Annotated in this window: 14 protein-coding genes and 3 pseudogenes; 10 read left to right on the forward strand and 7 right to left on the reverse strand. The window is 71.3% G+C overall.

Annotated elements, in window-relative coordinates; genetic code table 11:
* The 3 genes and pseudogenes from ABZ861_RS29745 to ABZ861_RS29755 form a co-directional block, all read left to right on the forward strand.
* Positions 1 to 102, forward strand: a pseudogene (locus ABZ861_RS29745) (alpha/beta hydrolase); the annotation flags it as partial.
* A gap of 55 nt (positions 103 to 157) precedes the next feature.
* Positions 158 to 631, forward strand: coding sequence for a nuclear transport factor 2 family protein (locus tag ABZ861_RS29750; protein ID WP_361636548.1), 474 nt, complete (start codon positions 158 to 160; stop codon positions 629 to 631).
* Positions 632 to 1,201: 570 nt separating this feature from the next.
* Positions 1,202 to 1,590: pseudogene (locus tag ABZ861_RS29755) on the forward strand (transposase family protein); the annotation flags it as partial.
* A 57-nt stretch (positions 1,591 to 1,647) separates the two neighbouring features.
* On the opposite strand, the gene ABZ861_RS29760 reads toward ABZ861_RS29755, so the two are convergent.
* Positions 1,648 to 2,481, reverse strand: a complete 834-nt coding sequence (locus ABZ861_RS29760; RefSeq protein WP_361636551.1) for an MBL fold metallo-hydrolase — start codon at positions 2,479 to 2,481, stop codon at positions 1,648 to 1,650.
* A gap of 1,270 nt (positions 2,482 to 3,751) precedes the next feature.
* Here ABZ861_RS29760 and ABZ861_RS29765 point away from each other — a divergent pair.
* Positions 3,752 to 5,209, forward strand: a complete 1,458-nt coding sequence (locus tag ABZ861_RS29765) for an FAD-dependent monooxygenase (protein ID WP_361636554.1) — start codon at positions 3,752 to 3,754, stop codon at positions 5,207 to 5,209.
* A 104-nt stretch (positions 5,210 to 5,313) separates the two neighbouring features.
* Entirely contained in the window at positions 5,314 to 5,625 is a 312-nt protein-coding gene (locus ABZ861_RS29770) for a hypothetical protein (RefSeq protein ID WP_361636556.1), read from the forward strand.
* Between the two features lie 223 nt (positions 5,626 to 5,848).
* Here ABZ861_RS29770 and ABZ861_RS29775 read toward each other — a convergent pair.
* Together ABZ861_RS29775 and ABZ861_RS29780 are read right to left on the reverse strand one after the other, a co-directional pair.
* Positions 5,849 to 6,045 (reverse strand): annotated as a pseudogene (locus ABZ861_RS29775) (hypothetical protein); the annotation flags it as partial.
* Between the two features lie 234 nt (positions 6,046 to 6,279).
* On the reverse strand, positions 6,280 to 6,993 hold the full coding sequence (locus tag ABZ861_RS29780; RefSeq protein WP_361636559.1) for a chaplin: 714 nt from the start codon (positions 6,991 to 6,993) through the stop codon (positions 6,280 to 6,282).
* A 292-nt stretch (positions 6,994 to 7,285) separates the two neighbouring features.
* On the opposite strand from ABZ861_RS29780, the gene ABZ861_RS29785 reads away from it, so the two are divergent.
* Positions 7,286 to 8,941, forward strand: coding sequence for an alpha/beta hydrolase (locus tag ABZ861_RS29785; RefSeq protein ID WP_361636562.1), 1,656 nt, complete (start codon positions 7,286 to 7,288; stop codon positions 8,939 to 8,941).
* Positions 8,942 to 8,975: 34 nt separating this feature from the next.
* Here ABZ861_RS29785 and asnB read toward each other — a convergent pair whose 3' ends face one another.
* On the reverse strand, positions 8,976 to 10,817 hold the full coding sequence (gene asnB, locus ABZ861_RS29790; protein WP_361636565.1) for an asparagine synthase (glutamine-hydrolyzing): 1,842 nt from the start codon (positions 10,815 to 10,817) through the stop codon (positions 8,976 to 8,978).
* A 385-nt stretch (positions 10,818 to 11,202) separates the two neighbouring features.
* On the opposite strand from asnB, the gene ABZ861_RS29795 reads away from it, so the two are divergent.
* Both ABZ861_RS29795 and ABZ861_RS29800 read left to right on the forward strand, forming a co-directional pair.
* On the forward strand, positions 11,203 to 12,228 hold the full coding sequence (locus tag ABZ861_RS29795; protein ID WP_361636568.1) for a Gfo/Idh/MocA family oxidoreductase: 1,026 nt from the start codon (positions 11,203 to 11,205) through the stop codon (positions 12,226 to 12,228).
* A gap of 423 nt (positions 12,229 to 12,651) precedes the next feature.
* The gene (locus ABZ861_RS29800; protein WP_361636571.1) at positions 12,652 to 13,263 is read left to right on the forward strand and encodes a PAS domain-containing protein; all 612 of its coding nucleotides are present in this window, start codon (positions 12,652 to 12,654) and stop codon (positions 13,261 to 13,263) included.
* Between the two features lie 41 nt (positions 13,264 to 13,304).
* On the opposite strand, the gene ABZ861_RS29805 is transcribed toward ABZ861_RS29800, so the two are convergent.
* A complete protein-coding gene (locus ABZ861_RS29805) occupies positions 13,305 to 14,798 on the reverse strand; it encodes a hypothetical protein (protein WP_361636573.1) in 1,494 nt (497 codons plus the stop codon).
* 234 nt (positions 14,799 to 15,032) lie between these two features.
* Here ABZ861_RS29805 and ABZ861_RS29810 point away from each other — a divergent pair, with 234 nt between their 5' ends.
* Positions 15,033 to 16,160: an aminoglycoside phosphotransferase family protein gene (locus tag ABZ861_RS29810; RefSeq protein WP_361636576.1), complete on the forward strand. Its 1,128-nt coding sequence runs from the start codon at positions 15,033 to 15,035 to the stop codon at positions 16,158 to 16,160.
* Between the two features lie 237 nt (positions 16,161 to 16,397).
* The gene (locus ABZ861_RS29815) at positions 16,398 to 18,374 is read left to right on the forward strand and encodes a peptidoglycan recognition family protein (RefSeq protein WP_361636579.1); all 1,977 of its coding nucleotides are present in this window, start codon (positions 16,398 to 16,400) and stop codon (positions 18,372 to 18,374) included.
* A gap of 88 nt (positions 18,375 to 18,462) precedes the next feature.
* Here ABZ861_RS29815 and ABZ861_RS29820 read toward each other — a convergent pair whose 3' ends face one another.
* A complete protein-coding gene (locus tag ABZ861_RS29820) occupies positions 18,463 to 18,960 on the reverse strand; it encodes a hypothetical protein (RefSeq protein ID WP_361636582.1) in 498 nt (165 codons plus the stop codon).
* Positions 18,961 to 19,087: 127 nt separating this feature from the next.
* Positions 19,088 to 19,330 (reverse strand): DUF397 domain-containing protein, encoded by a 243-nt coding sequence (locus tag ABZ861_RS29825; protein WP_361636585.1) that lies wholly within the window; start codon positions 19,328 to 19,330, stop codon positions 19,088 to 19,090.
* Positions 19,331 to 19,605: the final 275 nt, after the last annotated feature.

Consider the following 19,605-nt stretch of genomic DNA (forward strand, 5'->3'; position numbering starts at 1 on the left):
AAGAACGGGACCCTGAAGAGCTACGAGGGCTACCCGCACGGAATGCTGTCGCTCCACCCGGACGAACTCAACCCGGAGATCCTCGCCTTCATCGAAACGTGACCAGTTCGTTCGTGTCGCCCGTGGCCACGGGTCGGGAACTATCTCAGGGGATGGTATGAGCAATGACGTGCGCCCGCCGCAGCCGCCCTTCAACGAGCGGACGGCGACCGAGAAAGTACGGCTGGCCGAGGACGGCTGGAACAGCCGCGACCCCGCGCGGGTCGCACTCGGCTACAGCGTTGACTGCCGGTGGCGCAACCGGGCCGAGTTCCCCACCGGCCGTGATGAGATCATCGCCTTCCTCCAACGCAAATGGAGGCGTGAACTGGACTATCGGCTGATCAAGGAGCTGTGGGCCTACAGCGGGAACCGCATTGCCGTCCGCTTCGCCTATGAGTGCCACGACGACTCCGGGAACTGGTTCCGATCCTACGGAAACGAGAACTGGGACTTCGGCGAGAACGGGTTGATGGTCAGACGCTATGCCTGCATCAACGACCTTCCCATCGAGGAATCGGAACGCGCGTTCCATTGGGACCTCGGCCGCCGTCCCGACGACCACCCGGGCCTGAGCGACCTTGGCCTGTAACAGTCACGGGTCATGGTCAACGGCAGCCTTCACGTGGAACTCGCTTCAGGATTCGCCCGAGAGCGAGGTGGGCGGGGGGAACCCAGACGCACAGCATGGCATCGGATCCGCCCGCTCTTGTGCTGGGCTGGTGGGTGATCAACGGGTGGTGTCGCGGACGAGGACGAGTTCGGTGCTCGTCCGGCGGCGGGTGGCCCGCTGCATGGATCGGTCGGAGACGAGTGAGGCGATCGCGAGATGGGTCTCGGCGCGTGTGTCGCGGCGTCCGTGTGGCCGTCTCCATGTCCGCCAAGGCCGTAAACCGGTAGACGGCTCTCCGGCTCTGGACAAGCATCACCGCGATGGAGAACGAACCTCTCTCCGCCCCCAAACGCGTCCGCTTCGCCGAGCTCAGCGCAAAGGCACTGCGGGCGCTTGCCGACGGTGACCTCGCTGGCGGCAGCGCCGAGGCCGGGGTCGCCCTTGACGAACACTTCGTCGGTGAGCGAGCCCGCTGGATCTTCGGCTACCGCGCCGACCAGCTCGCCAAGGACCCCTCTGCCGCGCCCTGGATCACGCGTGCTGCGGTGTCGGAGGGCGGAGGGCGCCGGCAGAGAGCCCAAGCTGGTCTTCCTCGATCGGCTGCCGGTCACCCTGGTCCATCTGCGCCCTCAGTTGCCGCATGTGGTGCTCGCCGAGCTCTTCGAGGTGGATCGCTCCACCGTCTCCACGGCCATCCGCCAGGTCCGCCCGCTGCTGGCAGCCCGTGGTTTCGCTGTGCCCGACCGGCCCGGCCTGCGGCTGAAGACGCTGGAGGACGTCTTCGCCTATGCCGAGGCGGCGAGTTGCGGCTCGACGGGGCCGCGACTTAGGTCCGCCGCCCGCATGCCGACCGTCCTGGGCGCCGGGCGTTCGTCTCCGGCAAACGCAGGCAGAACACCATCAAGACCACGTTCAGCGCCGGCCGGGGCCGCCTGCTGCTGTCGGGCTTGGCACACCCGGGCCGGCATGTCCACCTCGCGGGCGCCGGCACACCTTCAGTGCACGCCGCGATACACGAGCTTGGTGAAGAGGTCCGGGCCGATGAGTCCCTGCCCCCACTTGGCGTCGAAGGGCTGGGTGGGCTTGGCCGCGATGGTCTGTTCGACCGTAAGGCCCCTGTGCTTCAGGTCGGCGACGCGGTGACGAATTCCCACGAGCATATCGCGGAACTTCACGAGATCGGCGCGCTTTCCAGCCGGTCCGTGCCCGGGAACGACGATGGTGTCGCCGCCCACCATTGCAATGTTCTGGTTTGCGTCCCGGATCATGCCGTCAATGCTGCCGCCGGTCTCGTAGTCGATGAACGGGTAGAGACCGTTCCAGAACGTGTCGCCGGTGAACAGCACGTTCGCCTTGGTGAAGTCGGCGGAGAGGTCACCGTCGGTGTGGCCGGGGCTGTAGGGGCGCAGGCGCACCGACTGGCCAGCGGTGAAGGTCTTTTCTGATGAAACGGTCACCGTGGGACGAGCGGCGGCAGGGACGGGGGTGAAGGTGTGCGCCCATTCTGCCACCCGGATGGTCCTGCTCAGGTTGCGCAGCGTATTCGGGGTGGCAATGATTTCCGCCCCGTGCTTGTGGACCCAGGCATTTCCGCCCGTGTGGTCGAAATGCCAATGGGTATCCACTAGGTACCTGACGCGGGAGGCCCCGATCTTGTGCAGGGCGCCTTCCAGCTTCGAGCGGGACACGGTAACGCCGGCGTCCACCATGAAAGCGCCGTCCTTGCTCGGCAAGACGCCAATGTTGCCGCCCGACCCCTGGAGCAGATACACCCCACCCCGAAGCGGCGTCACGGTGATGGGGTTTCGGGCGGCGTCGGCGTTGATCACCTCATAAGGGTTCCTCTGCTTCTTCTGCGTGCCAGGAGAGGGAGTTGTGTCCGATGCGGCCGTATGCGGCGAAATAGCCTCGTGGGCGCTGAGCGGGTGCGTCTTACTCGATGCGATCGCAGGAGGCGCGCCTATCGTACACGCCGCCAAAGCCGCGGCGATTGCCGCTTTTCCTGAAGTCTTCATCTTTCGTGCAACCCCTTCTTCCCGCCCCCTGCGCTGATCTTCTGTGGCTCCACTGGACGTCGAGCTTTGTTCGTTTTCCAACAGCTCATCCGCACGATCACGCCCAGGCCCTATTGTCAACGGGCGCTTATCAACGTTAGCGGCGTGACGCTAGGGCTGCAGCCTGGCTTCGTGATCTTGCCGGGTGGTCAGCGAGGGGACTCACCTCGGCGGCTGACGGAGGGGCGCCGGCCTCTCTCCGCCTTCACCGTGCGGGCCGCCGCTGCTCATCAGTCGTTCAACCTCTGGGACGGTCGCTGGGGAAGGTCATTACGCTTTACAGAGCGCTCCCTTTCACGAACCGGGATCGAGGCTCGTTGCACTGAGGACTGTGCGGTGCTCGCACTACGACGGGCGGGAGATTCACACGGCGGCCGCCAGTTCGCGGACGAGGATGGCGCCGACCTGTGGCGCCTCGCCGTATCCGGGTCGTCGCCGTCGACGGGGAGCTGTTGCCGCCACTGGCCGGGAAGTGCAGCCGAAACCGGCTTTCGTCACGATGGCCGGAGGCGTTCCGGAGCGCGAGGACGAGGGCGCCCTCACGGTGGACGGACTGGCTGTTGGCGAGCAGCGCCAAGGAGGCCGCGGCAGTCGGCATGGCCAGGATCAGGGCCGCCGACACGGCAACCCGAAAACCGGAGCAGCGGAATCCGCCGCCACCGCTGAACGACAGTCGGCCCTCGGCTTGCTCACTCTCAGCCCACGGCACGAAAACGGCCCACCGACTCCGCCGGCGAACCGTCACAGAACGTCGAGGTCAACGACTCAGGACACCGGCTACGGCGGAGCCACTGAGATTTTCTCATTCGGGACGGGGAAATACAGGGAGAACCTGGCGGGCGGTGGATGAACGCGCCGCGCCGCCCTCACCCTTTGTCGGTACGGTGAGAGAAGGCCGGGCGGTTCGCGTGAACCCAACGGCGGCGCGGTGCCGTACGCGCGGTGCTTTCGTTGGTCAACATGCTTCGGACGCGCCGGCGAGGCATGTTGGGCAAGTCTCTCTGGAGCTACCCGGCAGGTTTCTGATCGCGGTAGAGGAGAGCACATGAGCTCCGATGTACAGGTAGTGGTCGTGGGGGCGGGCCCGGCAGGGCTGCTACTGGCGGGCGATCTGGCGGAAGCAGGTATCAGATGCATCGTTCTGGAGCGACGCGTGAAGGATTCGAACCTCACCCGCGCCTTCTCCGTGAACGCCCGGACACTGGAGCAGTTGGATGCCCGTGGAGTCGCCGACGAACTGATTGAGACCGGCCTTCGCAGCTCTGTGCTGCAATTCCTGCAGATCGATCTGTCGCGGTTGCCGACCCGTTTCCCTCACGTGCTGGTCACGCCGCAGTACAACACCGAACGTGTGCTTCGCACACGGGCCCGCACTCACGGTGCCGACATCCGTGAGGGCTGCAAGGTCACAGGAATTTGGCAGGATGCCACAGGCGTCGACGTGCAGGTGCACGACTTGGGTGGCACCACTCAACGTCTGCGTGCGGACTACGTGGTAGGCGCTGATGGACGCAACAGCACCGTACGTCGGTCCCTGGGCCTGCCGTTTCCCGGCCGCGCGGCGGTGCGGTCGATGATGCTCGCCGATGTACGGCTGTCCGATCCCCCGCGACACCCCCCCACGGTCGGCGCGGTGGGGGACGCTTTCGCCATCGTGGTCCCCTTCGGCGACGGATGGTTCCGCGTCATGGCCTGGAACCGACACCACACTATGCCCGACAGTGCACCCGTCGATCTCGAGGAGATTCGTGCAGTAGCCCGCCGGTCCCTGGGCCACGACTTCGGCATGCACGACCCACGCTGGATCTCACGCTTCCACAGCGACGAGCGGCAGTCGCCGCGCTACCGTGTCGACAGGGTGTTTCTCGTGGGTGACGCGGCACACGTGCACTCACCGGCCGGAGGCATGGGCATGAACACCAGCATTCAGGACTCGGCCAACCTCGGCTGGAAACTCGCTGCTGTCCTACGCGGCCGGGCCCCTGAGAGTCTGCTCGACACCTACCAGGCCGAAAGGCACCCAGTGGGACGCAGGGTTCTCCTTCGGAGCGGCGCGCTGCTCCGTGGGGTACTGACCACCCCACGACCTCTCTGCGGCCTGCGAGACCTCGCTGCACGCACCGTTCTGCGCTTTCCGCCACTGGCCAGGCGGCTGGCACGGGCCATGGCCGGAATCGACGTCGCCTACCCGGCTGCGACCGGCGCCCACCCGCTCACCGGCAAGCGAGCCCCGGACATCCGACTGACCGACAAGCGACGCCTCTACGAGGCACTTCGCGCGCGGCGATTCGTACTAGTCACCCCCGCGAACACACCGCTGTCTGCCCTCATCGCTGACACCTGGGCAAATGACGTGGAATTCGTCGCTTCATCTGGCCCGACCGGTGCGACAGTCCTGGTCAGACCGGATGCCTACATCGCATGGGCCACCTCCGAGCACTCCCCCACCAAGCGAGACGAGAGTCTCCGACACGCCCTGACTGATCGTTTCGGAAGGAGTTGAGCCGCGAGGCCCGGGGCGTGGGGGATGCTGCAGGTGGTCGGGGGTTGCCTGCGGTCGCTGATGTTGGGGAGGGCGCCTCAGTGACCTCCTTTACCCAGCGATACATGAGTGGTGACCATGACGGTGTCTGGGCGGACCTGCACCGTATTGACTCCGTTCCCGACGCGCTCGACGAGGACTGCCGAGGTGTGGCGTTCGCGACGATGCAGCGGGTGGCACGCCGTGTGGATCGTCTAGCAGAGCAACTGACCGACCTCGGACTCGTGCCTGTCATGCCCGTCCGAGAACCGGTCACAGCCGATTATCTGCGGGATCTCGATCTTCTTCAGGCCGAGATCGGGTCCACGCCCCCGGCTCTCGATGCCTGCCTTCGTCAGGTCGGCGGCGCGTGGTTCGCCGGGACTGTCCGGCGCTGAGCGAGTGCTGTTCCGGAGGCAGCCAGTACAGCGGCGCCCCGATCCTTCCTGACCCACTGGTCCTTCCTACGGTGCAGCACCTGCGGGAGACCTGGGGCGACTACCAGGCGCTGTTGAGGATGACCCCGAGGTTGGCGAGGACGGGTCCTTCTTCGACTTCGCGCCGGACGAGTTGTACAAGGCCGACCTCAGCGATGCCGCCCACGAGATCGAGATGGCCGAGTACAGCGCGCCAGGCGACGCCGGTCCGCAGCTCGTACCTCACCCCTGCGAGGGCCGTCTGGTCGGGAAAAACGCGGCCGGCCTGGGGGGGCGGTGACGCCACGAGGGAGCAGGCGGCTGCAGCGGTGACACGCGCTCCCAGAGGTCGTGAGGAACAAGATCAGAACGCACGCGGACACCCTTGCCCGGCACGATCATGAAGCGCAAGACCTGCGGGCCGACTCATTCTGAAACGAAGAGTAAGGCGTGTTCCGGCGTGGTGACCCTGAAGTCCGGGTGCTGGGCGTAGGGCCGGGACCGGGCCGGTCCGACCAGGGTGGCTTGCCACGCGAGCGGCACGGCAGCTCTCAACCGGGGCGCCACGCCCCGCGGGGCCCCACCCGTCATCGCCTGACGCTGGGGCCCCGCGTCCACGGGACAGGCGTTCCGGTGTCAGCGGGTCGCGGCCGGCCGAAAGCGCCGGTACAGGACCGCGCCGCCCAGCAGAAGCGCCGCGCTGGCGGCGACGGCGGGAGCGGTGCCGTCCGCCCCGGTGTGGGCGAGTGACGGCTGCGTGAGGGGCGTCTGCACGTGGGGCGAGACGACCGGCTGCGGCACCCCCCTGGGCGTCCGCTCCGGGTCCGGCTTCGCCTGCGACGGCGTGACCGGCGTCGGCGTCGGCGTGGCCGACGGCGGGGCGGGGCGGGACGTCGAGGACGTGTTGGTGGAGCTGTTGCCCGAGGACGGGTTGCCGATGCCGACCACGTTCACGGAGTTGCCGCTGACGTTGACCGGGGCGTGCACCGGGATCTGCGCGTTGTTGCCCGAGAGCACGCCCGGCGAGTCACTCGACTGCCCCTGCGCCGTCGAACCGGACGACGTCGTCGCGCTCGTCCCGGTCGTTCCAGTGGACGCGCCGCTGTTGGCGCAGCGGTTGCCCGCCGCGGGGTTGAGCAGGCCCACCACATTCACTGTGTCGCCGCACACGTTGACCGGGACGTCCACCGGGATCTGGATCGTGTTGCCCGAGATCAACCCGGGCGAGCCGACGGCGGCGCCGTCCGCAGCGGCGCCGTCGGCGGCGAACGCGGCGGACATCGGCACGGTCATCGCCATCGCGCCGGTGGCGGCGACGGCGAGCACGCCGTTTCGGGTAACCCGTTTCATAGGTCCTGTGCCTTCCAGACAGAGGGTGCGAGCGCTCGCCCGCACCCGTTCAACGCAGCGGAAGGCTGAGGGGAACGCTGCAATGTCCGTCAGGTGCGTCTTTCACTCCATCGAGCGGTTCGCACGTACGAACGGCGCGGCGGGCTGGTATAGGCGGCTGACCGCGGGCCGCCGACCGGCCTGAGCGGTCAGCGGGCGCCGGACGGCGCCGACGGGCGCGGCTCACAGGGTCCGCTTATGGTGAGCGAGGGCGTTGCCCCGGTCCCGCGGCGCAGCGCCCCAGGAGGCATTCATGCCGGTCAAGCCGCCGATGCGAGCCGCGGCCCGGCGCTGCGCCTGCGTCGGGGCCGCCGCCCTGACCCTGGTCGGCGCCACGCTGCCCCCCGCGACCGCGGGCAGGGCGCAGCGCCCGCACGACGACGCGCGGGCCGAGTCGGGACTGAGCCGCTTCTACCGGCAGAAGGTGACGTGGGGAACCTGCGAGTCCGGTGCGCCCAAGGACATGCAGTGCGGAAAGGTCACCGTCCCCGTCGACTACGCCCGGCCGAACGCCGCCACCCTTGACCTTGCGGTGGCCCGCTACCGCGCCACCGGCCCCTCGCGCGGCTCGGTGCTGCTGAACTTCGGCGGTCCGGGCGGTGCGGGCGTGCAGGGACTCGCCACGTCCGGCAAGGACTTCATGGATCTGACCAACGGCTACGACGTGGTCAGCTTCGATCCGCGCGGCGTCGGCAGGTCCTCCCCGGTGAGCTGCGGCATCGGCGAGGACCCCGCCGCCTCGGACGCGGCCGGCGAAAGCGGCGGCAGCCTCAATCCGGGTGACGCGCGGTCGGCGCGCAGGGCGCTGGAGGAGTGGAAGAAGGTGGCGGCCGCCTGCGCCAGGCACTCCGGCCCGCTGCTGTCCCACATGGGCACTGTCGACGCGGCTCGCGACATGGACGTGATGCGCGCGGCGCTCGGCGACGACCGCCTCAACTACCTGGGCTTCTCCTACGGGACGCGGCTGGGCGCGGTGTACGCGGCCGAGTTCCCCGACAAGGTGGGCCGGATGACCCTCGACGGGGTGGACACGCTGACCGAGCCGCTGTCGGAGCAGGGCCGGGCGGCCGCCGAAGGCCAGCAGACGGCCCTGGAGGACTTCCTGGACTGGTGCGTGAAGGACGTCGCCTGCCCCTTCGGGCAGGACCGGCGCGGCGCCGACGACCAGGTGCTCCAGCTCGTCCGGTCGCTCGACGGGCATCCGGTGCCGTCCGGCGCCGGCGGCAGCCTGTCCGGCCAGGATCTGGTGGGCGCGATCGGCCAGGCGCTGTACAGCAAGTCCATGTGGCCGTCCCTGGAGCGGGCGGTCTCCTCGCTGGTCCAGGACGGCGACACCCGCGGCGTCGAGGCGTTCTCCTCCGGGTCGCTGACGCTGCCCCCGGCACCGGTCCGGCGCCGGGCCCCGGCGGGTTCCCCGGGCGGCGGGCTGGTCGCCGGCGCCGACGTGCCGCCGGACAACCTGCCGGCCGCGCTGATGGCGGTCGACTGCGCGGACGACCCGGACCGGCCCGGCGCCGCCCGGATCGCCCAGGACCTGGGCCGGCTGAACGCCGAGTACCAGCAGGCGTCGCCGGTCTTCGGGCGCTACCGGCTCAGCCAGGTGATGATGTGCTATGGCCGCCCGAAGGGCAGCGACTTCATCCGGGAGAAGGTCAAGAACGTCGACACCGCGCCGATGCTCCTGGTGGGCACCCGCGGCGACCCGGCGACGCCGTACCGCTGGACCGAGGAGACGGCGCGGCGCCTGGGCTCCTCGGCCGTGGTGCTGGACAACCGGAGCGACGGCCACACCGGGTACACGTCGTCCCGTTGCGTGCACGGCAAGGTGAACGACTTCCTGCTCTACGGCTCCCTGCCGCCCGACGGCAGCTCGTGCGCGGCGGACCCGCAAGCGGACCTGACGGGGTGAACCGCCCCGCGGCCGCCGACCGCGCGCTCGCGGCTCAGTCGGTGACGATCTCGGGGCGGTAGAGGTCCAGCCACAGCGCCAGGTCGAGGGTCCGCTCCAGACCGCGCCGCGCCGCCTGCGTGACGACGGGGGTGTCGCGGTGCGCGGCCCGGCTCACCCGCTCCCGGTCGACCAGGTCGAACACCGGATGGCCGGGCCGGGCCAGCAGATCCTTGACGTGGCTCTGCAAGGCGAGCGCGTACGCGGGGTCCTGGGTGGACGGGTAGGGGCTCTTGACCCTGTCGTACACGGACCGGGGCAGCACGTCGGCGGTCGCCTCGCGCAGCAGGCTCTTCTCCCGGCCGTCGAAGGACTTCAGGGACCAGGGCGAGTTGTAGACGTACTCGACGAGCCGGTGGTCGCAGAAGGGCACCCGGACCTCCAGTCCGACTGCCATGCTCATCCGGTCCTTGCGGTCGAGCAGGACGCGCACGAAGCGGGTCAGGTGGAGGTGGCAGATCCGCCGCATCCGGTACTCGAAGTCGCTCTCGCCGTCGAGGCGCTCGATGCCGGCGACGGCGTCGCGGTACCCGTCGGCGATGTAGGCCCGCAGGTCCAGGGCGTCGGCGAGGTCGGCCCGCAGCACGTCGCCGTCGTCGCCGAAGTCGCGGGCGAAGCGCAGCAGCCAGGGAAAGGTGTCGGCGCGCCGTGCGTCCTCGTCGAAGAACTGGAGGTAGCCGCCGAAGACCTCGTCGGCGGACTCGCCGGACAGCGCGACGGTGGAGTGGTCGCGGATGCTGCGGAAGAGCAGGTAGAGCGAGGCGTCCATGTCGCCGAAGCCGGCGGGCAGGTCGCGGGCGCGCAGCACCTTCGCCCGTACGTCCGGGTCGGCGAGGGTGTGCGAGTCGAGCACGATGTCCTGGTGGTCGGTGTCGCAGGCGCGGGCCACGTCGTGGACGAACGGCGCGTCGGGGGTGCCGCGCAGTTCGTCGGCCACGAAGTGGTCCGTCTGGCCGACGAAGTCGACGGCGAAGCTGCGCACCTTCTCGCCCTGCGCGGCGAGCTGCCGTGCGGCCAGGGCGGTCATGGCGGAGGAGTCGAGGCCGCCGGAGAGCAGGGTGCAGCGGGGCACGTCGGCGACGAGCTGGCGGCGCACGATGTCGTCCAGGAGGGTGCGGACAGTGGCGACGGTGGTGTCGCGGTCGTCCGTGTGCGCCCGGGTCTCCAGGCGCCAGTAGGCGCGGGCGCGCACGCCGTCGCGGTCGACGGTGACGACGGTGCCGGGCACGACCTCATGCATGCCGTCCCACACGGCGTGTCCCGGGGTCTTGACGAAGGTGAACAGCTCGCGCAGTCCGTCCAGGGTCACCCGGCGGCGGGACAGGGGGTTGGCGAGGATCGCCTTGGGCTCGGAGCCGAACAGGACGCCGTCGGGGGTCGGCTGGTAGTAGAACGGCTTGATCCCCATGCGGTCGCGGATCATGACCAGCTCGCCGCGGCGGCCGTCCCAGACCGCGAAGGCGTACATGCCGTTCAGCCGCTCGGCGACGCCGTCGCCCCACTCCAGATAGCCGCGCAGAACGACCTCGGTGTCGGAGTCGGTGCTGAAGCGGTGTCCCCGTGCGGCGAGTTCCTCGCGCAGCTCGGTGAAGTTGTACGCCTCCCCCGAGTACACGAGCGCGACGGCGCCGTCGGGAGTCGAGGCCGACATGGGCTGACGGCCGCCCGGGAGGTCGATGATCGCGAGGCGGCGGTGGCCGAGCCCGGCCGGCCCGTCGGTCCAGACGCCCCGGTCGTCGGGACCTCGGCAGGCCATCGTCTCGGTCATCGCGTCCAGTGTCGCGGTCTCGGTGCTCAGGTCGCGGTCGAAGGAGACCCAGCCGGTGATGCCGCACATGTTCCTACCTCCCGGACGAAACAAGTTGGTTTAGGCACCTTTATTACGAGCGTGTGTCACGGACGCCGGGCCGGTCAACGCGGCCTGCGTCCGCCTACCCCTCCGACCGTCGCATTTCCGGCCGTGCTTTGCTTCCGCGACACCCGCATAACCCGCCGCGACCTGGCGATGCCTGACGAGAATCGGCCATCGGCAAAGACTTTCCCAACCCGGCGAGTACCCTCCATCGGCATACAACCTGCCCGGCTGCCGCACGCCCGACCCGACGGCGGGGTCCCTGCCCTTCCGTGCCCTTCCAGGCCCCTGCGGTCCGCTGTGGTTCCGCTGCGTCCCGGGGCGGGCGTCTACGCTACGCGGGACTCGTCGGCGAGGAAGGAACGCGCACGTGGGAGAAGTGCTGGGAGTCGCCGTGCTGGGCGCGGGACACATGGGGGCCGATCACGTACGACGTCTTGACCAGGTGGTGAGCGGCGCCAGGGTGGCGGCGGTCGCCGATCCCGACGCGGCGCGGGCCGAGCAGGCCGCCGCCGCGCTCGCGGGCGCGTCGGTGCACGAGGACCCGGTGGCCGCGCTCGACGCCCCGGGCGTGGAGGCGGTGCTGATCGCCTCGCCGGCGCCCGCGCACGAGGAGGCGCTGCTCGCCGCGTTCGCCCGCGGACTGCCGGTGCTGTGCGAGAAGCCGATGACGCCGGACTCCGCGGGCGCGCTGCGGGTGGTGGAGGCGGAGGCTCGGCTCGGGCGGCGGCTGGCGCAGATCGGGTTCATGCGGCGCTACGACGCCGGGTACGCGCGGCTGAAGTCGCTGCTGGACGGCGGGGAGCTGGGGCGCCCGCTGATGCTGCACTGCACGCATCGCAACGTCTCCTCCCCCGCGCACTTCACCAGCGCCATGCTGATCGACAGCTCGGTGGCGCACGAGATCGACGCGGCCCGCTGGCTGCTCGGCACGGAGCTGACCGCGGTGACCGTGCTCCGCCCCACCCCTTCCGCCCTGGCGCCGGAGGGGCTGCTCGACCCGCAGTTCGTGCTCTTCGAGACCGCGCGGGGAGCGCTGGTGGACGTGGAGGTCTTCGTGAACTGCGGCTTCGGCTACCAGGTGCGTTGCGAGGCGGTGGGCGAGCGGGGCAGCGCGCGGATCGGCGAGGAGCACGGGATGGCCGTCACCGCCCGGGGCGGGGCCCGCACGGAGGTGCCCCAGGACTACCTGGTGCGTTTCGCCGACGCCTACGACCGCGAGGTCCAGGCGTGGGTGGACGCGACCCGGCGCGGGCGCGTCACCGGGCCGAGCGCGTGGGACGGCTACGCCGCTTCCGCGGTCGCCGAGGCCGGGGTCCGGTCGCTGCACGGCGGCGGCCGCGTGGGCGTGGACCTCGCCCCGCGCCCCGAGCTGTACGCGCCGACCGCCGACTGAGCGACGACGACGCGGCGTCCTCGGCAGGCGGTGGCCAGCGGTGGCAGGTGGTGGGCCGGTCGAGCGCGAGGTGCACGACCGGTCTTCGTAGACGAACACACGAGCGTCGAACGTTTGCTCACGTGCGACGGAATCGCCTGGCAGACCTTCAACTCCCCTTACATTACGATGACTTGACCGATCCTTCAGATCGCGTCACGAGGGGCGCAGAGTGTGTCCGGAAAGACTGTGGCATATGCCAGAAGCACCTCCGTAACGTGTGGCGCCGAACCTCTTACGAGCCGTCGGCGGCTGTGTCAGAGTCAGGAGCTGCCTCTCCGCCGCCGCTGTTAGCCCGTACCGTCCGCCGTCCCCGCACCGGAGCGCGTCATGCCGTCCCCTCTCTCCGCGGGCCCATCGTCCGCCCCGCCGCCGGGAGGCGGCGTGCTCGACGCGCCGAGCACGCCGACCGCGCCGGGCACGCGGGCGCGCCGGGGCCGAGGCGAGGCGGACGCCGCGGCCCAGCAGACGCGGCGAGAGCGCCCGGGGCCGGCGCGGGAGGACGAGCCGCCGAGCCCCCGGGCTCCCCTGTTACCCCCCGCTCCCCCGGCGACGGCCGCCGCACCGGCCGGGGCGGCCCTCTCCGCGCCGCCTGACCGGGTCGCCAGCGCGGAGTGGAACCTGCTGACGGGCGAGGCCGACTGCTCCGAGCAGTTCCACCGGATCCTGGGCCGCGATCCCTCCTCCCCCGCGCTCACCCTGGACGAACTGCCCTCCGTGGTACCGGAGGAGGACCGGCCCCGGCTGACCGCGATGGTCACCGGCTGCCTGGTCGACGCCCGGCCCGGGGGCGGGGAGTTCCGCGTCGTCCGGGCGGACGGCACGGTCCGCACGGTGCATCTGGCGGGCGAGCCCGTCCTCGGCGCCGACGGCTGCGCCGTCGCCCTGTGGGCCGTGCTGCGCGACGTCGGCGCCTCGCACCGGACCCCGTCGGCAGTCCGCCGCGACCGCGCGGGTCCCCTCGGCGCCGGCAGCGCTCAGGAGCGCCTGACCTAGGGCTGTGACCGGTGCTGTCGTCGCACTCCCCGGCCGCCCCGCTACGCCGGTGCGGCGCCCGGGTTCCTGGGCCTGCGCCTGGGCGTGGCCAGCCTGATCTCCTCCCGCAGTTCGCTGATCGTCGGACAGGACGCGTACTGCGCGGCGAGCCGGTTCATCTGGAGCAGCCGGTCCCAGGTGCGGCGCGAGGAGTTCGAGCCCATCGCCGTCAGGGCCAGTCGCGCGTAGCGGGCCGCCTGTTCGGGGTCGGCGCCGATGAAGCAGGCGGACGCCATCGACAAGTGGTCGAAGATCTTGGACCGTTCTCGTCCGTCGACGCGCAGGGCCAGCGCCTTCTCCGCGTAGAACCGGGCGTGCGCGGCCGCGCCCGGGTCGGACTCGGCCAGCGTGCGGAACGCCAGCGCGTGCATGCCGTACAGATCCTCGGCCTTGAAGGTCTGCATCCAGTCCAGTCTCTCCGCTTCGCCCTTCTCGGAGACGAACAGGTCCTCGGCCTGCCCGAGGGTGCGGCGCATCGCCTGGCCCTTGCCCATGGACGCCAGCGCCCACGCCTCGATGGTGTGGAACATCGCCTTCGTGCGCGGCTGAAGGCGCTCGCCCGAGCCGGAGTGGGCGAGTCCCATCAGGTCCATGGCCTCTTCGGGCCGGCCCAGGTGCACCATCTGACGGGCCGCGCGCGACAGCGCCTCGCCCGCGCGGGGCCGGTCGCCGCCCTCGCGAGCGGCGTGCGCGGCGATGACGAAGTACTTCTGGGCGGTCGGCTCCAGGCCGACGTCGTGCGACATCCACCCCGCCAGGACGGCGAGGTTGGCGGCGACGCCCCACAGGCGCCGCTGGAGGTGGGCCGAGTGGCGGTAGGCGAGCATGCCGCCCACCTCGTTGAGCTGGCCGACGACCGCCTTGCGCTGGAGCCCGCCGCCGCGGGCCGCGTCCCAGGCCCGGAACACCTCCACCGAGCGCTCCAGTTCCTCCACCTCCTGGGAGCCGACGGGTGCGGCGTCGTAGCGGTCGAATCCGGCGGCGCCGGCGTGCAGGGGCTGGTCGAAGTCGGGGGCGTCGGCGCGCAGAACCGGGTCGGTGTGCAGCCAGTCGTGCATGGCGCCGCTGAGTGCGGATCCCGCGGTGAGCGCGGCGCCCGCGCCCACCAAGCCGCGTCGGTTGAGCATGAGGTCCATTCCCGTGAATTCGGTGAGGACCGCGGCGGTCCGCTCGGGCGCCCACGGCACTCCGTCGGGGTGCTCCGCACTCCCGCCGCTCTGCCGTCTCCCCGCGCGCCCGTGCCGCACCAGACCGAGGTCCTCGATGGTCACGACACGGCCGAGACGCTCGGTGAACAGGACCGCCAGCACCCGTGGGACGGGATCGCGCGGGATCTCTCCCGTGTCGATCCAGCGCCGCACCCGGGAGGTGTCGGTCGCGAGCTGCGGATGGCCCATGGCCGCCGCCTGCCGGTTGACCAGCCTCGCGAGCTCTCCCTTGGACCAGCCGGCCAGGCCGAACAGGTCCGTCAGTCGGGCGTTGGGTTGTCCTGCCACGTCAAGCCCCCAGGTACTCGGCTGAGTTGACAGTAGACCCGGCGAGACTTGCCGGGCGACTATTCGCCAGGGTTCGCCAGGGTGCGCCAGATGGTGTGCCACTGGGCCGCGGGTGTCAGGTAGGAACGCGCCTTCCCGACCCGGTCGCCGAGGGACATTCCCCAGGGTGCACCCGGGCGTCCGGGCCGGGCAGCGCGCTGGAGAAGCAGGCACATGAAGGGATGTGTATCGCCTATGTACGCAGCATCGGCTTCCGTGTCCGCGCCGCCCCGGTCGCTGCGAGCCCGTCCGGGCCCCGCCGCCCCTTACTTGGACCCCGCCGCGCGACCGGCCGGCCCCATGCTCGGCGTGGGCCGTCCGCGGCGCGCCCCCGGCGCCCAGCCGTTGAGCGGGAGGATCGACCTCTCCGGCCCGCAGGGCGCCCGGCTGCGCGCGGCGCTCGCTGCCGTGCACCGGATCTGCCCGGAGTTCGCGCCGGTGCAGGTGCTGCGGCGCAGCGGGCGCTCCGTGCTGCTGGTCGGCACGACCGGGCGCAGCACCGCCGTCGCCAAGTGCTTATTGGACCACTCGCCCGCGTGGGCCGAGCGTTACCGGCACGAAATAGCGGCATACCGCTCGTTCGTCCGGCACCGGCCCCCGGTCCGTGTGCCCCGGCTGATCGCAGCGGATCCGGACAACTGCACCCTGGTGATCGAGCGCATGCCGGGCCGGGTGGCAGCCCTCCAGCGGCATCCGGCGGAGGCGCCGCCACGGGCCGACGTCGCGGCGGCGCTGAGCGCGATCCGCCGGCTGAACGACTGGCGTCCCCCGGCGGGCACCTTCGACGCGCCGCTGGACTACGCGGCCCGCATCGCCCGCTGCCACGAGCTGGGGCTGCTCACCGACCGCGACCTGGGCGACCTCCAGAAGCTGCTGCACGGCATCGCGCACGCGGCGGGACGGCAGGGCATGGGGCAGTTCTGCCACGGCGACGCGCTGCTGGCGAACGTGCTGCTGTCGCCGGCGGGCCCGGTGCTGGTGGACTGGGAGCACGCAGGCTGGTACCTGCCGGGCTACGACCTGGCCACGCTGTGGTCGGTCCTCGGCGACGCGCCGGCGGCGCGGCGGCACATCAGCCAGCTCGCTCAGGCGGCGGGTCCCGCGTCCCGGGACGCCTTCCTGGTGAACCTGATGCTGGTGCTGACCCGTGAGATCCGTACCTGCGAGACGGCCGTGCAGCGCTCGATGCACGAGGCGGCGCCCAGTGCGTCCCAGCCGGGCGGCATGCCGTCCGGGGAGGAGCAGCGGCTGCTGCTGCGACGGCTGCACGACGACTGCCAGATGGCGCGCAAGGCCGTGCGCGCGGCGGTCGGGACCCGCTGACGGCGGCGTCCGGCAGGGCGCGCGGCGCCCGTGCCAGGCGCCGCGGTCCGCGGCCAGTGGTGTACTCCACTGACGCCCCGCAGGCCCCGCCGCCGCCGTCGCGAAACTCGCCGTGACGTCGCATGACCGGGGAAATCGTCTCCCAGTGCGGATGATTGACGGATCGTCGGCAAGCCGGTACCACTGATCCACGCCGGCCCCGCACCTCGTCACGCCCGAGTGCCCCAGGAGGCAGCTTTGCGAGGACCCGTCACCCATCCGAGAACCGCGCTGGGCCGCAGAGGCACGCGCACGGCGGCGGGGGCACTCGCCTCCGCGGCGCTGCTGCTGCCCCTGCTGGGCGCCGCGCCGCCCGCGGGCGCCGCCGACGACACCGGCCGGTTGCAGCGGGCGTTCACCGACGCCGCCGCCGCGTACCACGTGCCGCTCAGCGTGCTGCTGGGCGTCTCCTATCTCCAGTCGCGCTGGGACGGGCACGGCGGCGCCCCGAGCGTCACCGGCGGCTACGGCCCGATGCACCTCACCGACGCGCGCACCGCCCTGGCTCGGGCGCCCCACCGTGACGAGGGCCAGGACGACCCGCGCGGCGACGGGGCCCGGCCCCTCCGGCGCCCGGCCGCGGCGGCGCCCGCCGAGTCCGCGCTGCCCGACCGGCTGAAGACCCTGCCCAAGGCGGCCGGGCTGACCGGCATCCCCGCCGAGCGACTGCGCGACGACCCGGCCGCCAACGTGGCGGGCGGCGCGGCGCTGCTGGCGGCCTCCCAGAAGAAGCTCGGCGAGCCGCTGAGCGGGGACCCGGCCGCCTGGTACGGGGCGGTGGCCGCGTTCTCCGGCGCCGACGACACCGCGACGGCGGCGGCGTACGCGAACGACGTGTACGGGGCGATCCGCTCCGGCGAGCGGCGCACCACGGACGCTGGGCAGCGGGTGGTGCTGACCGCCCGGCCGCGGCTCGCGCCCGCCGTCGGCCAGATGGCGCGGACCGGGCTGCGCAAGGACTCCGCGGACGGCACGGAGTGCCCGTCCTCCGTGTCGTGCGAGTGGATCCCGGCGCCGTACGAGCAGTTCGGGACGGACGACTACGGCAACCACGACCTGGGCGACCGTCCGGCGTCGCAGGGCATCCGCTACATCGTCATCCACGACACCGAGGGCGCCTGGGAGGGCGTCATCAACCTGATCCAGGACCCGACCTACGTGTCCTGGAACTACACGGTGCGCTCCACCGACGGGCACATCGCCCAGCATGTGAAGGCCAAGGACGTGGCCTGGCACGCGGGCAACTGGTACGTCAACGCCAAGTCGATCGGCCTGGAGCACGAGGGCTTCCTCGCCGAGCCGGACGCCTGGTACACGGAGGCGATGTACCGCTCCTCGGCCCGGCTGGTGCGCTACCTGGCCGACAAGTACGGCATCCCGCTGGACCGGCAGCACATCCTCGGCCACGACACGGTGCCGGGCCCGACCCCCTCGACCATCCCCGGCATGCACACCGACCCGGGCCCGTACTGGGACTGGCGGCACTACTTCGAGCTGCTGGGCCGTCCGTTCCGGGCGACCGCCGGCCGGGACGGCGGCCTGGTGACGATCCGCCCGGACTACGCGTCGAACCGTCCGCAGTACACGGGCTGCACCGCGTCCGGACAGCCGTGCGACCCGCACGGGTCCAGCGAGGTCCGGCTGTACTCGCAGCCCGACACGTCCTCAGCCCTGATCAAGGACATCGGTCTGCGGCCGAGCGGCGACGCCTCCACGACGGACGTGAACGACGTGGCCTCCCGGGCGGAGACCGGACAGCAGTACGCGGTCGCCGGCCGGCAGGGCGACTGGACGGCGATCTGGTACCTGGGCCAGAAGGCGTGGTTCCAGAACCCGGCCCGGAAGCCGACGGCGGTGAACGCGATCGGCCTGGTGGTGACGCCGAAGGCCGGTGCGGACAGCGTGCCGGTGTACGGGCGGGCCTACCCGGAGAAGGAGGCGTACCCGGCGGACGTGCCGGTGCAGGCGGTCACGCCGCAGCCGTACAAGCTGCTCGCGGGCCAGAGGTACGCGATCGGGGACATGGTGCGCGGCGAGTACTTCTACTCGGTCACCTTCACCACCGACTCACACCGCGTGGTGAAGGGCAAGGATCTGTACTACGAGATCCAGTTCGGCCACCGGGTGGAGTTCGTGCGGGCCGCGGACGTCACGGTGCGGCCGTCGGACCGATAGCGGCAGGCGACGTGCGAGAGGGCCGGCTCCCCTGGGGGTCGGCCCTCCGTCGCGCCTGCGGGGCGGCTCCGTCGCGCCTGCCGGGCGGTCAGCCCTGCTGGAAGAGCTGGGCGGGCAGCGGCTTGAGCAGGGCGTACAGGTCGTCGGTGATCGGGCGGTCCCAGGCGGCGATGGTCACCAGGACGCCGTCGCTCCGGTCGAACTGCACGCAGGAGATCCGGCTCTCGGAGAGTTTCAGCCGGCGCACGATCATCAGGTTGTCGCCCTGGAGCACCGGCATGTCCTCGGTGCCGACGACGATGACCTCCTCGTCGTTCTCCAGGGCCAGCAGCAGTTGGGCGGCCTCGAAGGGGATCTCGCCCTCGGCGACGTCGCGGGCCGGGGAGCCCTCGGGCAGGTTCCCGATGACCATCGCGGTGCCGCGGCCGCCGAAGAGGTCGTAGCGCAGGAAGACGCCCTGGCAGGTGCCGTCGGGCGCGGGCAGCAGCCCGGCGCCGAGGTTGCCGGGCCAGTCGCCCGGATCCATGGCCAGGACGTCGAAGTCGGGCCCGGCGGGAGTGGCGCTGCGGCGACGGAGGAACGACATGCCGCCATGGTACGTGCCCCGACCCGCCTCCCGTCCTGCGGGCGGACTCCGACCGGGGGCTTCCGCGCAGCCCGCCCGCCCCCGCGACGGCGTCCGCCGGGCGCCTCTCAGGTCGGGTCGAGCGCCGTCAGGTCAGGTCGAACTCTCCCTCCCGCGCCCCCGAGACGAAGGCTCCCCACTCGTCGGGGGTGAAGATGAGGGAGGGACTCTCCGGACGGCCGCTGTTGCGCATCGCGATGAATCCCTCGACGAAGGCGATCTGGACATCCCCCCGGCCCCGGCTGCTGGACTGCCACTCGGCCTCGCTGAGATCGAGTTCCGGCTTGTCCCAGCCCGCGAGGGGGTGCTGCTGGACAGTACTCTCGGCCACGTCCGTGCTCCTCCCGATTCCGTCGTCCGCGGGCCAGCCTAGCGAGCGCGCGGGAGCGCCGACAGGCCACGTTAGAGGGACCTTCGCGGCCGGGCGCGATCGGCGCGGGCCCCTCCTCCCGTACGAGCCGCGGCGCCGGCGGGCCGCGCGGACGGGCGGCCGGCCAGGAAATTCCCCGCCGGGTCTTGCCCCCGGCCGGTCCGCCTGCATAACTGAGCGCAGCCACACGACCGAATGATCGGTCGGCCGTGGTCCACTGAACGTGTGCGCGAGGC

Source organism: Streptomyces sp. NPDC046985 (genome assembly GCF_040644415.1).
In the GTDB taxonomy this organism is placed as follows: Bacteria; Actinomycetota; Actinomycetes; order Streptomycetales; family Streptomycetaceae; genus Streptomyces.